At 72.1% G+C, this 18,992-nt stretch carries 19 protein-coding genes; 13 read left to right on the forward strand and 6 right to left on the reverse strand.

Annotated features, from left to right (window positions below):
- Positions 1–38: 38 nt before the first annotated feature.
- The 3 genes from ACFV5H_RS16990 to ACFV5H_RS17000 form a co-directional block, all read right to left on the reverse strand.
- Entirely contained in the window at positions 39–2,381 is a 2,343-nt protein-coding gene (locus ACFV5H_RS16990; protein WP_385195504.1) for a Tex family protein, read from the reverse strand.
- A 105-nt stretch (positions 2,382–2,486) separates the two neighbouring features.
- On the reverse strand, positions 2,487–2,618 hold the full coding sequence (locus ACFV5H_RS16995) for an LPFR motif small protein (protein ID WP_256923486.1): 132 nt from the start codon (positions 2,616–2,618) through the stop codon (positions 2,487–2,489).
- A gap of 193 nt (positions 2,619–2,811) precedes the next feature.
- Positions 2,812–3,585, reverse strand: coding sequence for an enoyl-CoA hydratase/isomerase family protein (locus tag ACFV5H_RS17000; protein WP_385195507.1), 774 nt, complete (start codon positions 3,583–3,585; stop codon positions 2,812–2,814).
- Between the two features lie 113 nt (positions 3,586–3,698).
- Between ACFV5H_RS17000 and ACFV5H_RS17005 the strand changes: the two genes are divergently transcribed.
- Together ACFV5H_RS17005 and ACFV5H_RS17010 are read left to right on the forward strand one after the other, a co-directional pair.
- Positions 3,699–4,361, forward strand: a complete 663-nt coding sequence (locus tag ACFV5H_RS17005) for an HdeD family acid-resistance protein (RefSeq protein WP_385195509.1) — start codon at positions 3,699–3,701, stop codon at positions 4,359–4,361.
- Positions 4,362–4,498: 137 nt separating this feature from the next.
- A complete protein-coding gene (locus tag ACFV5H_RS17010) occupies positions 4,499–4,960 on the forward strand; it encodes an ATP-binding protein (protein WP_385055783.1) in 462 nt (153 codons plus the stop codon).
- A gap of 1 nt (position 4,961) precedes the next feature.
- On the opposite strand, the gene idi is transcribed toward ACFV5H_RS17010, so the two are convergent.
- The 3 genes from idi to galE all read right to left on the reverse strand — a co-directional run bounded on the left by idi (position 4,962) and on the right by galE (position 7,771).
- Positions 4,962–5,555 carry an isopentenyl-diphosphate Delta-isomerase gene (gene idi / locus ACFV5H_RS17015; protein ID WP_385055786.1) on the reverse strand — a complete coding sequence of 198 codons (594 nt, stop codon included), beginning with the start codon at positions 5,553–5,555 and terminating at the stop codon, positions 4,962–4,964.
- Between the two features lie 158 nt (positions 5,556–5,713).
- Positions 5,714–6,652 (reverse strand): cation diffusion facilitator family transporter, encoded by a 939-nt coding sequence (locus tag ACFV5H_RS17020; protein WP_385195511.1) that lies wholly within the window; start codon positions 6,650–6,652, stop codon positions 5,714–5,716.
- 147 nt (positions 6,653–6,799) lie between these two features.
- Positions 6,800–7,771 carry a UDP-glucose 4-epimerase GalE gene (gene galE, locus ACFV5H_RS17025; protein WP_385055791.1) on the reverse strand — a complete coding sequence of 324 codons (972 nt, stop codon included), beginning with the start codon at positions 7,769–7,771 and terminating at the stop codon, positions 6,800–6,802.
- 285 nt (positions 7,772–8,056) lie between these two features.
- Between galE and ACFV5H_RS17030 the strand changes: the two genes are divergently transcribed.
- The 11 genes from ACFV5H_RS17030 (at position 8,057) to hpnE (ending at position 18,975) form a co-directional block, all read left to right on the forward strand.
- A complete protein-coding gene (locus ACFV5H_RS17030; protein ID WP_385195514.1) occupies positions 8,057–9,877 on the forward strand; it encodes a DUF5941 domain-containing protein in 1,821 nt (606 codons plus the stop codon).
- A complete protein-coding gene (locus ACFV5H_RS17035) occupies positions 9,874–10,626 on the forward strand; it encodes a sugar phosphate nucleotidyltransferase (RefSeq protein ID WP_385055797.1) in 753 nt (250 codons plus the stop codon). Before ACFV5H_RS17030 ends, ACFV5H_RS17035 begins: the two co-directional genes overlap by 4 nt.
- Entirely contained in the window at positions 10,614–11,675 is a 1,062-nt protein-coding gene (locus ACFV5H_RS17040) for an iron-containing alcohol dehydrogenase family protein (RefSeq protein WP_385055800.1), read from the forward strand. Before ACFV5H_RS17035 ends, ACFV5H_RS17040 begins: the two co-directional genes overlap by 13 nt.
- Positions 11,653–12,432 (forward strand): CDP-alcohol phosphatidyltransferase family protein, encoded by a 780-nt coding sequence (locus tag ACFV5H_RS17045; protein ID WP_385195516.1) that lies wholly within the window; start codon positions 11,653–11,655, stop codon positions 12,430–12,432. Before ACFV5H_RS17040 ends, ACFV5H_RS17045 begins: the two co-directional genes overlap by 23 nt.
- A gap of 8 nt (positions 12,433–12,440) precedes the next feature.
- Positions 12,441–13,313, forward strand: a complete 873-nt coding sequence (locus ACFV5H_RS17050) for a glycosyltransferase family 2 protein (RefSeq protein ID WP_385055806.1) — start codon at positions 12,441–12,443, stop codon at positions 13,311–13,313.
- A gap of 100 nt (positions 13,314–13,413) precedes the next feature.
- Positions 13,414–14,349, forward strand: a complete 936-nt coding sequence (locus tag ACFV5H_RS17055; protein WP_385195519.1) for an ABC transporter permease — start codon at positions 13,414–13,416, stop codon at positions 14,347–14,349.
- Positions 14,342–15,118, forward strand: coding sequence for an ABC transporter ATP-binding protein (locus tag ACFV5H_RS17060; protein WP_385058822.1), 777 nt, complete (start codon positions 14,342–14,344; stop codon positions 15,116–15,118). Before ACFV5H_RS17055 ends, ACFV5H_RS17060 begins: the two co-directional genes overlap by 8 nt.
- Positions 15,119–15,477: 359 nt before the next feature.
- Positions 15,478–16,389, forward strand: coding sequence for a squalene synthase HpnC (gene hpnC / locus ACFV5H_RS17065; RefSeq protein WP_385058824.1), 912 nt, complete (start codon positions 15,478–15,480; stop codon positions 16,387–16,389).
- Entirely contained in the window at positions 16,386–17,336 is a 951-nt protein-coding gene (hpnD, locus tag ACFV5H_RS17070; RefSeq protein WP_385058826.1) for a presqualene diphosphate synthase HpnD, read from the forward strand. Before hpnC ends, hpnD begins: the two co-directional genes overlap by 4 nt.
- A complete protein-coding gene (locus tag ACFV5H_RS17075) occupies positions 17,336–17,461 on the forward strand; it encodes a DUF6380 family protein (RefSeq protein ID WP_385058828.1) in 126 nt (41 codons plus the stop codon). The genes hpnD and ACFV5H_RS17075 overlap by 1 nt, the downstream gene beginning before the upstream one ends.
- A complete protein-coding gene (gene hpnE, locus ACFV5H_RS17080) occupies positions 17,458–18,975 on the forward strand; it encodes a hydroxysqualene dehydroxylase HpnE (RefSeq protein ID WP_385058830.1) in 1,518 nt (505 codons plus the stop codon). The genes ACFV5H_RS17075 and hpnE overlap by 4 nt, the downstream gene beginning before the upstream one ends.
- Positions 18,976–18,992 lie beyond the last annotated feature (17 nt).

Consider the following 18,992-nt stretch of genomic DNA (forward strand, 5'->3'; position numbering starts at 1 on the left):
AGCGCCGGGCCCGCGCACCCACCCCCGCCCAGCCCCGACTACGCCAACCCGGCCCGCCGCAACGCGTCGGCCATCGCCCCGCTGGCCGGAGCGGGTGCAGCAGACTGTCCCTTCCCTCCGGAACGCCCCTGCTGCCGCTGCTTCGGCGGCCGACCCCCCTGCCGCCCCGCGCGCTGCCCCTGCTGCTCCGCCTGAGGCGCAGCCTCGTCGTCCAGCCGCAGCGTCAGCGAAATCCGCTTCCGCGGGATGTCCACGTCGAGCACCTTCACCTTGACGATGTCCCCCGGCTTCACCACATCCCGCGGATCCTTCACGAACGTCTTCGACATGGCCGACACATGCACCAGCCCGTCCTGGTGCACACCGACATCCACGAACGCCCCGAACGCGGCCACGTTCGTCACGACGCCCTCCAGCACCATCCCGGAGGCCAGATCGGAGATCTTCTCCACCCCCTCCTTGAAGACAGCCGTCCTGAACGCCGGCCGCGGGTCCCGCCCCGGCTTCTCCAGCTCCTTCAGGATGTCGCCCACGGTCGGCAGACCGAACTTCTCGTCCACGAAGTCCCCCGCCCGCAGCGACCGCAGCACCGCCGTGTTCCCGATCAGCGCGGCGACCTCCGCCCCGGAGGACTTCACCATCCGCCGCACCACCGGGTACGCCTCCGGGTGCACACTGGACGCGTCCAGCGGATCGTCACCGCCGCGGATCCGCAGGAAGCCCGCACACTGCTCGTACGCCTTCGGGCCGAGCCGCGCCACCTTCTTCAGCTCACCACGCGACCGGAACGGACCGTTGGAGTCCCGGTGCGCCACGATGTTCTCGGCGAGCCCGGAGCTGACACCGGAGACCCGCGCGAGCAGCGGCGCCGACGCGGTGTTGACGTCCACACCCACGCCGTTCACACAGTCCTCCACCACCGCGTCCAGCGAACGCGACAGCTTCACCTCGGACAGGTCGTGCTGGTACTGGCCGACCCCGATCGACTTCGGGTCGATCTTCACCAGCTCGGCCAGCGGGTCCTGGAGCCGGCGTGCGATCGACACCGCGCCGCGCAGCGACACGTCCATGTCGGGCAGCTCCTGGGAGGCGAAGGCGGAGGCCGAGTACACGGAGGCGCCCGCCTCGGACACCATCACCTTGGTCAGCTTCAACTCGGGGTGCTTGGTGATGAGTTCACCGGCGAGCTTGTCGGTCTCGCGGGACGCCGTGCCGTTGCCGATCGCGATCAGCTCGACCGCGTGCTCCTTCGCCAGCCGCGCCAGCCCGGCGATCGCCTCGTCCCACCGGTTGGCCGGGACATGCGGATGGATGACGTCCGTGGCGACGACCTTGCCGGTCGCGTCCACCACGGCGACCTTCACCCCCGTACGGAAACCGGGGTCGAGGCCGAGCGTCGCGCGCGTACCGGCCGGGGCGGCGAGCAGCAGGTCGCGCAGATTGGCCGCGAAGACCCGCACCGCCTCGTCCTCGGCCGCCGTCCGCAGCCGCAGCCGCAGATCGATGCCGAGGTGCACCAGGATGCGCGTACGCCAGGCCCAGCGGACCGTGTCGCCCAGCCACTTGTCGGCCGGACGTCCCTGCTGGGAGATCCCGAACCGGCCGGCGACGATCCCCTCGTACGACGACGGGCCGTCCACCGGCTCCTCCGGCTCCAGGACGAGGTCGAGGACCTCCTCCTTCTCGCCGCGCAGCATCGCCAGGATCCGGTGCGAGGGCAGATCGGTGAACGGCTCGGCGAAGTCGAAGTAGTCGGAGAACTTCGCGCCCGCCTCCTCCTTGCCGTCACGCACCTTCGCGGTCAGCCGCCCGCGCACCCACATGCGCTCGCGCAGCTCGCCGATCAGGTCGGCGTCTTCCGAGAACCGCTCGGTGAGGATCGCCCGCGCGCCGTCCAGGGCGGCCTGAGGATCGGCGACGCCCTTGCCGGCGTCCACGAACGCGGCGGCCGCGGAGAGGGGCTCGACACCCGGGTCACCGAGCAGCCCCTCCGCCAGCGGCTCGAGCCCCGCCTCACGCGCGATCTGCGCCTTGGTGCGTCGCTTGGGCTTGTACGGCAGGTAGATGTCCTCCAGGCGCGCCTTGGTCTCCGCGCCCCGGATCCGCGCCTCGAGTTCGCCGGTGAGCCTGCCCTGCTCGCGCACCGACTCCAGGATCGCCGTCCGACGCTCCTCCAGCTCCCGCAGATAGCGCAGCCGCTCCTCGAGCGTGCGCAGCTGCGCGTCGTCGAGCATCTCGGTCGCTTCCTTGCGGTAGCGGGCGATGAAGGGCACGGTCGAACCGCCGTCGAGCAGCTCCACCGCGGCCCTGACCTGCCGCTCCCGTACGCCGAGCTCCTCGGCGATCCTGCTTTCGATGGACCCTGTCAGGGGTGTCGTCACGTTCCCGTACCGCCTTCTCCACTGAGGTTGCGCGGCAATTGTGGCAGGTGGCGCCGACAATCGGGGATCAGGGCGGCGACTCGCCCGGGGACCGCACGAGTGGCGTCAGGCGCGACGGCCCCGGGCGGTGGACGAGGCCCCGCCGAACAGCCTGGCGAGCGCCCGGAACGGCAGGGTCACCACGGTGGCGACGGCCCCGCCGATCTGGCGCAGGACATCCGCGATGGCACGCAGCATGTGTCTCTCCTTCCGTCTCCCGGCCCCGTCGGCCGGGTCTGACTGCGTGTACCTCGTCAACGCTTCGACATGCATGCCGTCCCGGTCCGGGCACGGCAGGAAAGGTGGGGAACCCGTTCGTTGCGGCCGTGCCGGGTGCCGCCAGGAATCGACGGCACGGCGCAGCGAACCGTTCTCGTCGTCCTCGAGGAGTTCAGGTCGAAGAGCCGCTTCGTCCTGACGTGGGCACGGTCCAGGTGAAGCGCGGCGGCCGGCGCTCCAGGAACGCGGCGACGCCCTCCGCGGTGTCACCGCTCTCCCCGGCCCGCTCGCTCCAGTACGTGTCCCGGTCGGTGCGACCGCTCACGAACTCCTTCGCCGCGGCCTGCGTCAGCTGCGACCGGGACGCCAGGATCCGGGTGAACTCCGCGACCCGCTCGTCCAGTTCGCCCTCGGGCAGCACCTCGTCCACCAGACCGGTGCGCAGTGCCCGTCCGGTCTCGATCAACTCACCGGAGAACAAAAGGTACTTGGCGATGGCCGGACCGACCAGGGAGACCAGCCGCCGGGTCGCGGAGGCCGGGTAGACGATGCCGAGCTTCGCCGGGGTCACCCCGAACCGCGCCCCCTCCTCGGCGAACCGCAGATCGCAGGCCGCCGCGAGCTGTGCCCCGCCGCCCACGCAGTGCCCCCGGACCGCCGCCAGGGTCGGCTTGGGGAAGGCGGCGAGTGCCTCCTCCGCCGCCACGGCCAGTCGCTGCGCCTCGAGCGGCGACCCCCGGAGCGTGGAGATGTCGGCGCCGGCGCAGAACGTCCCGCCCTCACCGGTGAGCACCAGTACCCGTACGTCCGGGTCGGCCGCCAGCGTTTCCAGCAGTGGCGGCAGGGAACCCCACATCGCGGCCGTCATGGCGTTGCGCTTCTCCGGATGGCGGATGACGACCGTGGCGACGTGCCCGGTGACGCCGTGCAGCAGCTGGGGCTCCATGCGCCGGATGCTATCCGCCCCGGTCGGCGCCCCGGCCGACAGGGCTCCGCCCGGCGGGGGACGGGCGGGCGGCGGAGACTGGGAAGAGGGGAAACGGGAGCGAGGAGGCAGTCATGGCCAAGTCCACCAAGCCCCAGGGCGAGGCCGCGAAACTGAGCCGCGGCTTCAGCTGGCTCGCCGTACTCGGCGTGATCCTGGTCGTCGCGGGCCTGGTCGGCCTGATCTACACCGGCCTCGCCACCCTGACCTCGATGGTGCTGTTCGGCTGGCTGCTGCTGATCGGCGGCCTGGTCGGACTGCTGCACGCCGTCCAGGCGCGGCACACCAACTTCTTCTGGCTCGGCGTGGTCGTCGCGGCCCTGAACATCGCGGCCGGCGTGGTCGTCCTGAAGACACCGGAGGCCGCGGCCGAGGCGCTCACCATGTTCGCCGCGCTGCTGTTCCTCACCGGCGGGGTGTTCCGCCTCGTCGGCAGCCTGGTGGTGCGCGGGCCGCAGTTCGGCTGGACGCTGGTGCAGGGCGCCTTCGGGCTGCTCCTGGGAGTCCTGGTGCTGGCCACCTGGCCCAGCAGCAGCCAGTACGTCATCGGTACGTTCTTCTCCCTCTCCCTGCTCTTCGACGGGCTCGGTCTGATCGCCACCGGCTACGGCGGACGCCGGATCGTCGGCATGGTCTCCGACCGCCTGGCCGACGAGAAGGAGGCCACGACGCGGGCGCCGGGTGAGGCGCCGCACGGCGGTGATCACCCGGCCGTCAAACCCGTACAACCCGAATAGTTCGCCGACCCGGCACGGGGCGGACCGGAACGGTCCCGCAAGCGACCGTGTCGTACACAGACGGTCGGAAACGCTCGATATCCGCTGACTTCTGTTCAGGGGCGGGGGGCGGGGCCGACGGGCCCAACACTCGACGTGTGGTGACAATCGAGCGTGAGAGCGGCGATCCGCTGCCGTACGAAGGTGTCTGGCGATTCACCGCCCCGGCCGTCGACGCCTCGGTCCCGCAGGCCCGCCACGCCGTGCGGGACCTGCTGCTGCGCCAGGGGGTTCCGGTCGCGGACGACATCGTGCAGGGGCTGCTGCTGATCGTCTCCGAGCTGGTCACCAACGCCGTACGGCACGCGGCGCTGCTGTCCCCGACGCTCGCCGTCGAGGTCGCCGTCGGCGCCGAGTGGGTCCGGGTGTCCGTGGAGGACAACCACCCCTACCGGCCCACCGCCCTGGAGACCGACCACGGCCGTACCGGAGGCCGCGGACTGCTCCTGGTGCGGGAGATCACCCGCGAGGCGGGCGGGGTGTGCGACGTCGAGCACACCACCACCGGCGGCAAGGTGATCTGGGCCGCCCTGCCGCTCAAGCCCACGCGGATCTCCTAGGTCACCAGCCCGCGGACGGGCCCGTCAGTTCGCGGACCGCCGGGCGGGCCGCGTCCAGGACGGTCGGGAACCAGGCCGAGAAGGTGTCCCGCGCGTGCCGCTCCGCCAGCTCCGCCGGGGTCACGAACGCCGTGGCCGCCACCTCCCGCGGGTCCGGTTGCGGCGGTGACTGCACCATGCCGACGAAGAGGTGGTTGTACTCCTGCTCCACCAGGCCCGAGGCCGGGTCCGGGTGGTTGTAGCGGACGGTGCCGGCCTCGGCGAGCAGCGACGGGGAGACGCCCAGCTCCTCGAAGGTCCGCCGGGCCGCCGCCGCGAACGGCGCCTCACCGGGGTAGGGGTGACCGCAGCAGGTGTTGGACCACACACCGGGGGAGTGGTACTTGCCCAGCGCCCGCTGCTGCAGCAGCAGCCGTCCGCGCTCGTCGAACAGGAACACCGAGAACGCCCGGTGGAGCTGCCCCGGCGGCTGGTGGGCGGCGAGCTTCTCCGCCGTGCCGGTCGTCACGCCGTCCTCGTCGACCAGTTCCAGCAGGATCGGCTCGGCGGCGCCGTTCGACGGGCTGTTCGTCGCGGTGGCAGGTGTGATCGGCATACCCATCCTTCACTCGGTCTTCGCGCCCCAAGTCTGCCGCACGAATCCGGCACTCCCGGCACTCCCGGACGCGCCCGCATGTCCCCGGGGCGCCCGCACGGGGGCGGAAGACCGCGTACTCCGGCGCATCGGCGCGCGGCGGCGCGCGTGGACCGGTCCTAATGGCACAGGCGTGCCTCGTGCTCCGCGTGCCCGCCGGGCTCCAGCTGGAAGGTGCAGTGCTCCACGTCGAAGTGGGCGCCCAGACAGTTCTGCAGCTCGTGCAGCATCTTCTCGTGCCCGATGGTGTTCAGGACGTCGGAGCTGACGACGACGTGCGCGGAGAGCACCGGCATCCCCGAGGTGATCGTCCAGGCGTGCAGGTCGTGCACGTCCTCCACGCCGTCGGTGGCGAGGATGTGCTCCCGCACCTGAGCCATGTCCACGCCCTTGGGCGCCGCCTCCAGCAGGACGTCGAGCGTCTCGCGCAGCAGCTTCACGGTGCGGGGCACGATCATCAGCGCGATCAGCAGCGAGGCGATCGGGTCGGCGACCGTCCAGCCGGTGGTCAGGATCACCAGCGCGGCGAGGATCACCGCGACCGAGCCGAGCGCGTCCGCCGCCACCTCCAGGAAGGCGCCGCGCACGTTCAGGCTCTCCTTCTGCCCGCGCATCAGCAGGGTCAGCGACACCAGGTTCGCGACCAGGCCGATCGCGCCGAACACCATCGCCAGGCCGCCCTTGGTGTCGGCCGGGGTGACGAACCGCTCGATCGCCTCGTACAGCACGTAGCCGCCGACGCCGAGCAGCAGCACGCAGTTGGCCAGGGCGGCGAGGATCTCCGCGCGGGCGAGGCCGAAGGTGCGGTGCTCGCTCGGCGGGTGGCTCGCGAAGTGGATCGCGAGCAACGCCATGCCCAGGCCCAGGGCGTCCGTCGCCATGTGGGCCGCGTCCGTGACCAGCGCGAGCGAGTCGGCCAGCACACCGCCGACGATCTGGACCACCATGACACCGAGCGTGATCGCCAGCGCCACCCGCAGCCTGCCGCGGTACGCCGCACTCGCGGTACCGCCGGCGGGCGCGCCGTGCGCATGCCCGTGATCGTGCCCAGCCCCCATGAAACGGCCCCTTCCCGTGACCCCGTCCGGGTCACAGTGAACTACGGGGAGGGGGTATCCGCAACGCGGCACTGAACACCGTTGTCGTCTGCTCTGACCTGCGCAAACGATCCGCAGGTCAGACGGTGGACAACAGTCGCGCGGCGCTCAGCGGCCCTGGTGCAGCCGCCACCCCTGCCACGCCGACTCGATCATCTCCCGCACCGAGCGCCGGGCGGTCCAGCCGAGCCGCTCGGCCGCGCGGGCGGCCGACGCCACCGCGCGGGGCGCGTCGCCGGGGCGGCGGCCCTCGACGAGCGGGGCCCGGGTGTCGCCGGTGACCTCGCCGATGGCCGTGATCAGCTCGCGCACCGAGACGCCCTCGCCGCGGCCGATGTTCACCGTCAGGTCCCCCGAGAGGTCCCCCTCGGACAGCCTCCGGGCCGCCGCCAGGTGCGCCTGGGCCAGATCGGCCACGTGGATGTAGTCACGGACGCACGTGCCGTCCGGCGTCGGGTAGTCGTCGCCGAAGATGCGCGGGGCCTCGTCACGCGTGAGCCGGTCGAAGACCATCGGCACGATGTTGAAGACACCGGTGTCGGCCAGCTCCGGCACCGCCGCCCCCGCCACGTTGAAGTAGCGCAGGCACACCGTGTCGATGCCGTGCGCCCGTCCCGCCGCCCGGACCAGCCACTCACCGGCGAGCTTGGTCTCGCCGTAGGGGTTGGCCGGGGCGCAGGGGGCGTCCTCCGTGATGAGGTCCACACCGGGGTCGCCGTACACGGCCGCCGACGAGGAGAAGACGAAGCGCCCGATCCCGGCGTCGGCGACGGCGTCCAGAAGCGTCCCGAGGCCCCCCAGGTTCTCCCGGTAGTACATGGTCGGGTGCGCCACGGACTCGGCGGGCTGCTTGCGTGCGGCGAGATGCACCACTCCCGTCACCCCGTGCTCCGCGCACACCCGCTTCAGCAGCTCGCCGTCCAGCGACGATCCCCTGACCAGCGGGACGTCGGCGGGCAGCCGCGCCGGCACCCCGGCGGAGAGGTCGTCCAGCGCCACGACCCGCTCCCCGGCACCGGTCATGGCCCGCGCCACATGTGCCCCGATGTAACCGGCCCCGCCGGTGATCAGCCATGTCATGGTCGCCCACCCTATGCCGAGCGGACCGGGCGGTCCCCCATGCATAGAGTCGTACCAAATGCCTGTTCTGATACGGCGGTTTGTGGGCCGGGCCCCGCATCACCGATGATGATCGCGGCGGAGGCGCGGGCGAACCGTGCCGATCCGGCCGTCGAACAGGCGGTGAACACGGGTTTCCGGGCATCCGATAACCTCTGCCGACATGCCGCCCGGAGGTACCGCACGGGCGCCTCATCGTGTACATGACCGGCGTCGACGCGTCGGCACCCAGGGAGTGAGATTCGGTTGTCGACCGCCATCCTCACCGGCCAGCCGGTCCCCGGTTCGTCACTCGAGGGCGATCTGCGCTCCCTCGGCTTCGACGTACGGACCGCGTCCGGCATCGCCGAGGCCAAGGCCCTGCTCGCCGGGGTGCCCGCGGGACAGCGGGTCGCCGTGGTCGACGCCCGCTTCGTGGGCCACACGCACGCGCTGCGCCTCGGCCTCACCGACCCCCGCTTCCCGCTCTCCGCGATCCCCGGCGCCGTCACCGCCCAGCCGGCCGGCCGCCAGGCCCTGATCCGCGCGATGGCCCGCGAGGACTCCGCGGCCGCCGCCGGGCCGGCCGGCGCCGCCGTCCTGGCCGACAGCCCCGCCGACCACGTCGTCACCGCCCTCGACGCCGAGGGTGCCGACGTGCACCGCCCCGAGCTCGGCAGCCTGGTCGCCACCGTCCCCGGCGACCCCCAGACCCGCAACGAGGCCCGGCAGGCCGTCGCCGCCGTCGACGACGAGGCCGTACGCCTGAAGTCGGCCGTCAAGGCCCGCGACGGCTTCTTCACCACCCACTTCATCAGCCCGTACTCGCGCTACATCGCCCGCTGGTGCGCCCGCCGCGGACTGACCCCCAACCAGGTCACCACCGCGTCCCTGATCACCGCGCTCATAGCCGCCGGCTGCGCCGCGACCGGCACCCGCGCCGGCTTCGTCGCCGCCGGCGTGCTGCTCCTCGCCTCCTTCGTGCTGGACTGCACCGACGGCCAGCTCGCCCGCTACTCCCTGCAGTACTCCACCCTCGGCGCCTGGCTCGACGCCACCTTCGACCGCGCCAAGGAGTACGCCTACTACGCGGGCCTCGCCCTCGGAGCCGCCCGCGGCGGCGACGACGTATGGGCCCTCGCCCTCGGCGCGATGGTCCTGCAGACCTGCCGGCACGTCGTGGACTTCTCCTTCAACGAGGCCAACCACGACGCCACCGCCAACACGAGCCCCACCGCCGCCCTCTCCGACAGGCTCGACAGCGTCGGCTGGACGGTCTGGCTGCGCCGCATGATCGTCCTGCCGATCGGTGAACGCTGGGCGATGATCGCCGTCCTCACGGCCGTCACCACCCCCCGGATCACCTTCTACGCCCTGCTCGTCGGCTGCGCCTTCGCCGCGACGTACACCACGGCGGGCCGGGTCCTGCGCTCGCTGACCCGCAAGGCGAAGCGGACCGACCGGGCGGCACAGGCGCTCGCGGACCTCGCCGACTCCGGCCCGCTCGCCCAGGCCCTCACCGGCCCGCTGAGGAACCCCGCGCGGCGCCTGCCCGGCTTCACCGCCCCCGCCGTCGCCCTGCTCGGCGGCCTCGCCGTCGTCGCCACGGCCCTGCTCACCGGCTTCGGCGGCCCCTGGACGATCGTCGCCGCCTGCGGCTACGCCCTGACCTCCGCCCTCGCCGTGGCCCGCCCCCTCAAGGGTGCCCTCGACTGGCTGGTCCCGCCGTTCTTCCGCGCCGCCGAGTACGGCACCGTCCTCGCACTGGCGGCCGACGCGGACGTGAACGGAGCCCTTCCCGCGGCCTACGGCCTGGTGGCCGCGGTCGCCTACCATCACTACGACACGGTCTACCGCATCCGCGGCGACGCGGGCGCGTCCCCGCGCTGGCTGGTGCGGGCGATCGGGGGGCACGAGGGCCGCACCCTGGTGGTCGCCGTCCTGGCGGCACTGCTCACCGCCTCCCAGTTCACGGTCGCGCTCACGGTCCTCGCCGTGGCCGTGGCCCTGGTGGTGCTCGTCGAGAGCATCCGCTTCTGGGCGTCCTCCGGGGCGCCCGCCGTACACGATGAAGGAGAACCCGCATGATCGGCCTCGTGCTGGCGGCCGGCGCCGGACGGCGTCTGCGCCCCTACACCGACAGCCTTCCCAAGGCGCTGGTGCCGGTGGGGCCCGCGGGCATAGAGGGCGAACCGACGGTCCTGGACCTCACCCTCGGCAACTTCGCCGAGATCGGCCTGACCGAGGTCGGGATCATCGTCGGCTACCGCAAGGAGGCCGTCTACGAGCGCAAGGCCGCCCTGGAGGCGAAGTACGGCCTCGAGCTCACCCTCATCGACAACGACAAGGCCGAGGAGTGGAACAACGCCTACTCCCTGTGGTGCGGCCGTGACGCCCTCAAGGACGGCGTGATCCTCGCCAACGGCGACACCGTGCACCCGGTCTCCGTCGAGAAGACCCTGCTCGCCGCCCGCGGCGAGGGCAAGCGGATCATCCTCGCCCTCGACACGGTCAAGCAGCTCGCCGACGAGGAGATGAAGGTCGTCGTCGACCCCGCCAAGGGCATGACGAAGATCACCAAGCTGATGGACCCCGCCGAGGCCACCGGCGAGTACATCGGCGTCACCCTCATCGAGGGCGACGCCGCCGACGAGCTGGCCGACGCGCTGAAGACCGTGTGGGAGACAGACCCGCAGCAGTTCTACGAGCACGGCTACCAGGAACTGGTGAACCGCGGCTTCCGGATCGACGTGGCGCCGATCGGCGACGTCGAGTGGGTGGAGATCGACAACCACGACGACCTCGCCCGCGGACGGGAGATCGCGTGCCAGTACTGACCCGGCTGATCCCCTCGCCGGTCGTCGTGGACATCCGCCCGGGCGCCCTCGACGACCTGGGCTGTGTCCTCGCCGACGAGCGCATCTCGCAGTCCGGCCGGCTCGCCATCGCCGTCAGCGGCGGCTCGGGCACCCGGCTGCGCGAGCGGATCGCGCCCTCGCTGCCCGGCGCCGACTGGTACGAGGTCGGCGGCGGCACCATCGACGACGCGGTCCGGCTGGCGGGCGACATAAAGGGCGGCCACTACGACGCGGTCGTCGGCCTCGGCGGCGGGAAGATCATCGACTGCGCCAAGTTCGCGGCGGCGCGCGTCGGCCTGCCCCTGGTCGCCGTCGCCACCAACCTCGCGCACGACGGCCTCTGCTCGCCGGTCGCGACCCTCGACAACGACGCGGGCCGCGGCTCCTACGGCGTACCGAACCCGATCGCGGTCGTCATCGACCTCAACGTCATCCGCGAGGCCCCGGTCCGTTTCGTACGGTCCGGCATCGGCGACGCCATCTCCAACATCTCCGCCGTCGCGGACTGGGAACTGGCCCACCGCGTCAACGGGGAGAAGATCGACGGCCTGGCCGCCGCCATGGCCCGGCAGGCCGGCGAGGCGGTGCTGCGGCACCCGGGCGGGGTCGGCGACGACGGCTTCCTGCAGGTGCTGGCCGAGGCGCTGGTCCTCACCGGCATCGCCATGTCCGTCTCCGGCGACTCCCGTCCCTCCTCCGGCGCCTGCCACGAGATCAACCACGCCTTCGACCTGCTCCACCCCAAGCGGGCCGCCGCCCACGGCGAGCAGTGCGGACTGGGCGCCGCCTTCGCGATGTACCTGCGCGGGGCCCACGAGGAATCGGCCGCCATGGCCGAGGTGCTCCGCCGCCACGGACTCCCGGTGCTGCCGGAGGAGATCGGATTCACGCCGGACGAATTCGTCCGGGTCGTCGAGTTCGCTCCGGAGACCCGCCCCGGACGCTTCACCATCCTCGAACATCTCGACCTGAAGACCGAACAGATCAAGGACGTCTACGCCGACTATGTCAAGGCCATCGGTAGCTGAACTCCGTCCGGTCGTGCACCCCCCGGGGGTCAAGGACCGGCGCAGCGGTGAGCACTGGATGGGGCGCCTCTACATGCGCGAGGTGTCCCTGCGGGTGGACCGCTACCTGGTGAACACCAGGGTCACGCCCAACCAGCTCACGTACCTGATGACCGTCTGCGGTGTCCTCGCGGCCCCGGCGCTGCTGGTGCCGGGGATCACGGGGGCCGTCCTCGGCGTGGTCGCCGTCCAGCTCTACCTGCTGCTGGACTGCGTCGACGGCGAGATAGCGCGCTGGCGGAAGCAGTACTCGCTCGGCGGGGTCTACCTCGACCGGGTCGGCGCCTACCTCACCGACGCGGCCGTCCTGGTCGGCCTCGGCCTGCGCGCCGCCGACCCGTGGGGCAGCGGACGGATCGACTGGCTCTGGGCCTTCCTGGGCACCCTGGCCGCGCTCGGCGCGATCCTGATCAAGGCCGAGACCGACCTCGTCGGCGTCGCCCGCCACCAGAACGGGCTGCCGCCGGTGAAGGAGGCCGCCGCCGAGATGCGCTCCTCCGGCATGGCGCTGGCCCGCCGGGCCGCCGCCGCGTTCAAGTTCCACCGCCTCATCCTCGGCATCGAGGCGTCCCTGCTGATCCTGGTCCTCGCGATCGCGGACGCCGCCCGGGACGACCTGTTCTTCACCCGCCTGGGCACCGCCGTCCTGGCCGGCATCGCCCTGCTGCAGACCCTGCTGCACCTGGTGTCCGTCCTCGCCTCCAGCAGGCTGAAGTGAGCGCCGGCATGAAGGTCGGCGCGGTGATCATCACCATGGGCAACCGCCCCGACGAGCTGCGCGCCCTGCTGGACTCGGTCGCCAAGCAGGACGGCGATCCGGTCCAGGTGGTCGTGGTCGGCAACGGCTCGCCCGTCCCCGAGGTACCCGAGGGCGTCCGCACCGTGGAACTGCCGGAGAACCTCGGCATCCCCGGCGGCCGCAACGTCGGCATCGAGGCCTTCGGCCCCGGCGGCACCGACGTCGACATCCTGCTCTTCCTCGACGACGACGGCCTGCTCGCCGGCCACGACACCGCCGAGCTGTGCCGCCAGGCCTTCACGGCCGACCCGGCGCTCGGCATCATCAGCTTCCGCATCGCCGACCCGGAGAGCGGCGTCACCCAGCGCCGCCACGTGCCCCGGCTGCGCGCCTCCGACCCGATGCGCTCCTCGCGCGTGACCACCTTCCTCGGCGGCGCCAACGCCGTGCGCACCAAGGTCCTCGCCGAGGTCGGCGGGCTGCCGGACGAGTTCTTCTACGCCCATGAGGAGACCGACCTGGCCTGGCGGGCCCTGGACGCCGGCTGGATGATCGACTACCGGTCCGACATGGTGCTGTACCACCCGACCACCGCCCCCTCGCGGCACGCGGTCTACCACCGCATGGTCGCCCGCAACCGGGTCTGGCTGGCCCGCCGCAACCTCCCCGCGCCCCTGGTCCCGGTCTACCTGGGCGTCTGGATGCTCCTCACCCTGCTGCGCCGGCCCTCGCGCCCCGCGCTGAAGGCGTGGTTCGGTGGTTTCCGGGAGGGCTGGGCCACCCCCTGCGGACCCCGTCGGCCCATGAAGTGGCGTACGGTGTGGCGGCTGACCCGACTGGGCCGGCCCCCCGTCATCTGACAAGCTCGTATCCGGGAACATCGGGGCCGTACCCAGGCTCTCCGGCTCATGCCAGGCCCGCCCGCGGGCCGCGCATCTCGAGGACGAAAGTTTTCCACCAGTGAGTGAGACCACGCACGACGGCACGGTCGCGGTCACCGCGCCCGTGCCGCCCGACGAGGGCCTGACGGCGGACCGGCTCGCCGCCAAGTACGGGCTGTCCGTCAGCGGCGCCCGGCCGTCCCTGACGGAGTACGTCCGTCAGCTCTGGGACCGGCGGCACTTCATCCTCGCCTTCTCCCGGGCGAAGCTGACCGCCCAGTACAGCCAGGCCAAGCTCGGCCAGCTGTGGCAGGTGGCGACCCCGCTGCTGAACGCGGCGGTGTACTTCTTCATCTTCGGCCTGCTGCTGGGCGCCAACCGGGGCATCCCGAAGGACGTCTACGTGCCGTTCCTGGTGACGGGCGTGTTCGTGTTCACCTTCACCCAGAGCTCGGTCCTCGCCGGGGTGCGGGCCATCTCCGGGAACCTGGGGCTGGTGCGGGCCCTGCACTTCCCCAGAGCCTCACTGCCCGTCTCCTTCGCGCTCCAGCAGCTCCAGCAGCTGCTGGCCTCGCTGATCGTGCTCGTCGTCGTGATGCTGGGGTTCGGCAGTTTCCCCGATCTGTCGTGGCTGCTGGTGATCCCGGCGCTGCTGCTGCAGTTCGTGTTCAACACCGGGCTCGCGCTGGTCTTCGCGCGGATGGGCAGCAAGACGCCCGACCTGGCCCAGCTGATGCCGTTCGTGCTGCGCACCTGGATGTACGCGTCCGGCGTGATGTTCAGCATCCCGGCGATGCTGCACGACAAGGACGTTCCCACCTGGCTCGCCGACGTCCTGCAGTGGAACCCGGCGGCGGTCTACATGGACCTGGTCCGCTTCGCGATGATCGACGAGTACGGCTCCTCCTACCTGCCCCCGCACGTGTGGGCGTTCGCGGTGGGCTGGGCGCTGCTGGCCGGCGTGATCGGGTTCGTGTACTTCTGGAAGGCAGAGGAGAGGTACGGCCGTGGCTGACACCACCGACGAGAAGATCCCCACGGTCATCGCGGACGACCTGCACATCGTCTACCGCGTCAACGGCGCGAAGACCGGCAAGGGCAGCGCCACGGCGGCGCTCAGCCGCATCGTCAAGCGGGGCGAGGAGCGGGGCGTGCGCAAGGTGCACGCCGTGCGCGGGGTGTCCTTCGTGGCGTACCGGGGCGAGGCGATCGGGCTCATCGGCTCCAACGGCTCCGGCAAGTCGACCCTGCTGCGGGCCATCGCCGGACTGCTGCCCGCCGAACAGGGCAAGGTCTACACCGACGGCCAGCCCTCCCTGCTCGGCGTCAACGCCGCCCTGATGAACGACCTGACCGGCGAACGGAACGTCATATTGGGCGGGCTCGCCATGGGCATGTCCCGCGAGCAGATCAAGGCCCGCTACCAGGAGATCGTCGACTTCTCCGGGATCAACGAGAAGGGCGACTTCATCACCCTGCCGATGCGCACCTACTCCTCCGGCATGGCGGCCCGGCTGCGCTTCTCCATCGCCGCCGCCAAGGACCACGACGTCCTGATGATCGACGAGGCGCTGGCCACCGGCGACCGCAAGTTCCAGAAGCGCTCCGAGGCCCGCATCCGGGAGCTGCGCAAGCAGGCCGGCACGGTGTTCCTGGTCAGCCACAACAACAAGTCGATCCGCGACACCTGCGACCGCGTGCTCTGGCTGGAACGCGGTGAGCTGCGCATGGACGGCCCCACCGACGAGGTGCTCAGGGAGTACGAGAAGTTCACGGGGAAATAGCCCGGTGCCAGGAGGGCCCCGCCGGAACTGTCCGGTGGGGCCCGGCGTCTGCAAAGAGGACGTCAACTCCGGCCGCCCGGTGGAATCTTGACGCCGATCGGTGTGTTGTCGTGGTGCGCGGAGACCCCCGTCGTTACGCGCCACGTGGCACAACGTAAGCTGTACCGGTCCCGAAAGGCGGCAATCAGGGCCATAATGCCCGACACCATTCAACGGTGCCGCATGGCGGAAGCCTCGGCGGCGTGTCCGAAATAGTATGCATTGGGTCAGCAGTGTAGAACGGGAGATGTGACGGCAATGGCTACGGAGACTCCCCGGCTGAACGCAGCGTGTGCCGTCCCCGCCCACGGCAGTCCGCGATGACGCCCGAGGCCGCGGCGCGTGCCGTCGACCCCGAGCGCGCCACCCTCGACAAGGCCGCCGCCGAGAACTTCCCCGTGGCCCCCTTCTTCCTCCCCCGGCCCTGGCGCGACGCCCTCATGGCGGTGTACGGGTTCGCCCGTCTGGTCGACGACATCGGCGACGGTGACCTGGCCCCCGGCGGCACCGACGCCCGCCTCCTCGGGGTGTCCGGGAAGGACGCCGGTGACCGGCTGGTACTGCTGGACGCCTTCGAGGCGGACCTGCGCCGGGTGTTCGAACCGGCGGGCCCCGAGCCGCGCCATCCGCTGCTGCGCCGCCTCCGGCCGACGGTCCGCCGCCACGCGCTGACCCCCGAGCCCTTCCTCGGCCTGATCGCCGCGAACCGCCAGGACCAGCTCGTCAAGCGGTACGAGACCTACGACGACCTGCTCGCCTACTGCGAACTGTCGGCCAACCCCGTCGGCCGCCTCGTCCTCGCCGTCACCGGCACCTCGACGCCCGAGCGCGTCCGCCGCTCCGACGACATCTGCACCGCCCTCCAGATCGTCGAGCACCTCCAGGACGTCGCCGAGGACCTCGGCCGCGACCGCGTCTACCTGCCCGCCACGGACATGAAACGTTTCCACGTCCAGGAGGCGGACCTCGCCGCACCCACCGCCGGCGCATCGGTGCGCGCACTGGTCGCGTACCAGGCGGAACGCGCCCTCGGGCTGCTGAATGAAGGCTCCCCCCTCGTGGGTAGCGTCCACGGCAGACTCAGACTGCTGCTCGCGGGGTTCGTGGCGGGAGGAAGGGCGGCCCTCCACGCGATCGCCGCCGCCGAATACGACGTACTTCCCGGCCCGCCCAAGCCCGGCAAGGTCCAGTTGCTGCGCGAGGCGGGCGTGACTCTGCGAGGAAAGGGGTGATCCGGACCGTGGAGTCGCAACCACCCGCGTCCGCACCGGTACTCGCCGCCTACAGCTACTGCGAGGCCGTCACCGGACAGCAGGCACGCAACTTCGCCTACGGCATCCGGCTGCTGCCGACGCCCAAGCGGCGCGCGATGTCGGCGCTGTACGCGTTCTCCCGGCGCGTCGACGACATCGGCGACGGCCCGCTGGCGAACGACGTCAAGGTGGCCCGGCTGGAGGACACAAGGGCGCTGCTCACCCGGGTCCGCGACGGCGCGGTCGACGAGGACGACACCGACCCGGTCGCGGTCGCCCTCGCCCACGCCGCCGAGCACTTCCCGATCCCGCTCGGCGGCCTGGACGAACTCATCGACGGCGTCCAGATGGACACGCGCGGCGAGACCTACGAGACCTGGGACGACCTCAAGGTCTACTGCCGCTGTGTCGCCGGCGCCATCGGGCGGCTCTCGCTCGGCGTGTTCGGCACCGAACCGGGCGCGCGCGGCGCCGAACGCGCACCCGAGTACGCCGACACCCTCGGCCTCGCCCTCCAGCTCACCAACATCCTCCGCGACGTCCGCGAGGACGCCGAGGGCGGGCGCACCTACCTGCCCGCCGACGACCTCGCCAAGTTCGGCTGCTCGGCCGGGTTCGACGGACCCACGCCACCGGAGGGCTCCGACTTCGCGGGCCTGGTCCACTTCGAAGTGCGCAGGGCCCGCGCCCTGTTCGCCGAGGGCTACCGGCTGCTCCCCCTGCTCGACCGGCGCAGCGGCGCCTGCGTCGCCGCCATGGCCGGCATCTACCGCCGGCTCCTGGACCGCATCGAGCGCGACCCCGGGGCCGTCCTGCGCGGCCGGGTCTCCCTGCCCGGACGCGAGAAGGCGTACGTCGCGGTGCGCGGCCTGTCCGGCCTGGACACCCGGCACGTGACCCGGCGCACCGTCAGGAGGCGCGCCTGATGGACACCCCGCACCCCGGCGGGAAACGGCGGGCAACCCTCCGCCGCGACGCCGCGTCCCAGACTGAGACGGCCGGTTCCGCACCGTTCGAGCAGCGCACCGGCCGGACAGGGGAGGGCGCATGAGCCACGGCACACGCTCCGCGGGGCCGCTCACGGACGACCCCGTTCCGGCGGGACGGCACGCCGTCGTCGTCGGCGGCGGGCTCGCCGGCGTCACCGCCGCGCTGGCGCTCGCCGACGCCGGGGTGGGCGTCACCCTGCTCGAAGGCCGGCCGCGCCTGGGCGGACTCGCCTTCTCCTTCCAGCGCGGCGACCTGACCGTCGACAACGGCCAGCACGTGTACCTGCGCTGCTGCACCGCCTACCGCTGGTTCCTCGACCGGATCGACGGAACGGCGCTGGCACCGCTGCAGGACCGCCTCGACGTGCCCGTCCTCGACGTCGACCGCCCCGAGGGGCGGCGGCTCGGCAGACTGCGGCGCGACGCGCTGCCCGTCCCCCTGCACCTGGGGCGCAGCCTCGCCACGTATCCGCACCTCTCGCTCGCCGACCGGGCCAAGGCGGTCCGGGCCGCGCTCGCGCTCAAGGGACTCGACCTCGCAGATCCGGCCCTGGACACCCAGGACTTCGGCAGCTGGCTGACGGCGCACGGTCAGTCGGCGCGCGCCGTCGAGGCCCTGTGGGACCTGGTCGGGGTCGCCACCCTCAACGCGGTCGCGGGCGACACGTCCCTGTCGCTCGCCGCGATGGTGTTCAAGACCGGTCTGCTGTCCGGCCCTTCGGCGGCCGACATCGGCTGGGCCCGGGTGCCGTTGGGCGAACTGCACGACCGGCTCGCCCGCAAGGCGCTCGACTCCGCGGGCGTGCGTACCGAGGTCCGTACACGGGTCACCTCCGTCTCCGTGAACGGGAACGGGGGATGGAGCGTCCGGGTTCCCGGCGAGACGATCCACGCCGACGCGGTCGTCCTCGCCGTACCGCAGCGCGAGGCGTACGACCTGCTGCCCGCGGGCGCGCTCGACGCTCCCGAACGGCTGCTCGCCATCGGTACCGCCCCGATCCTCAACGTGCACGTCGTCTACGACCGCAAGGTGCTCGCCCGGCCTTTCTTCGCCGCCCTCGGCACCCCCGTGCAGTGGGTCTTCGACCGCACCGACGCGTCCGGACTGAAGCGCGGCCAGTACCTCGCGCTGTCCCAGTCGGTCGCCCAGGACGACATCGACGAGCCGGTCGCCGCGCTGCGCGAGCGGTACCTGCCCGAACTGGAGCGGCTGCTGCCGCACACCCGCGACGCCCGGGTCGAGGACTTCTTCGTCACCCGGGAGCGCACCGCCACGTTCGCTCCCGCCCCCGGCGTCGGACGCCTCAGGCCCGGCGCCCGCACCAAGGCACCCGGCCTGTACCTGGCCGGAGCGTGGACCGCCACCGGGTGGCCCGCGACCATGGAGAGTGCGGTCCGCAGCGGCGTCGGCGCGGCGGACGCCGCGCTGAGCGCCCTCGGCCGGCCCCGCCCCCGCCACCTCTTCGCCCTGGAGGAGGCGGCGTACTCCACCTTCCCGGGGGACACCCCCCGGGCCCCCGGCCACCGTCCGGAGGGCACCGGTGTCGCACTGCGAGGTGGACCCGGTGAAGGTTGACGAACGCGGCGCGGCAG

It is taken from the genome of Streptomyces sp. NPDC059787, assembly GCF_042732315.1.
Lineage (GTDB): Bacteria > Actinomycetota > Actinomycetes > Streptomycetales > Streptomycetaceae > Streptomyces > Streptomyces atrovirens.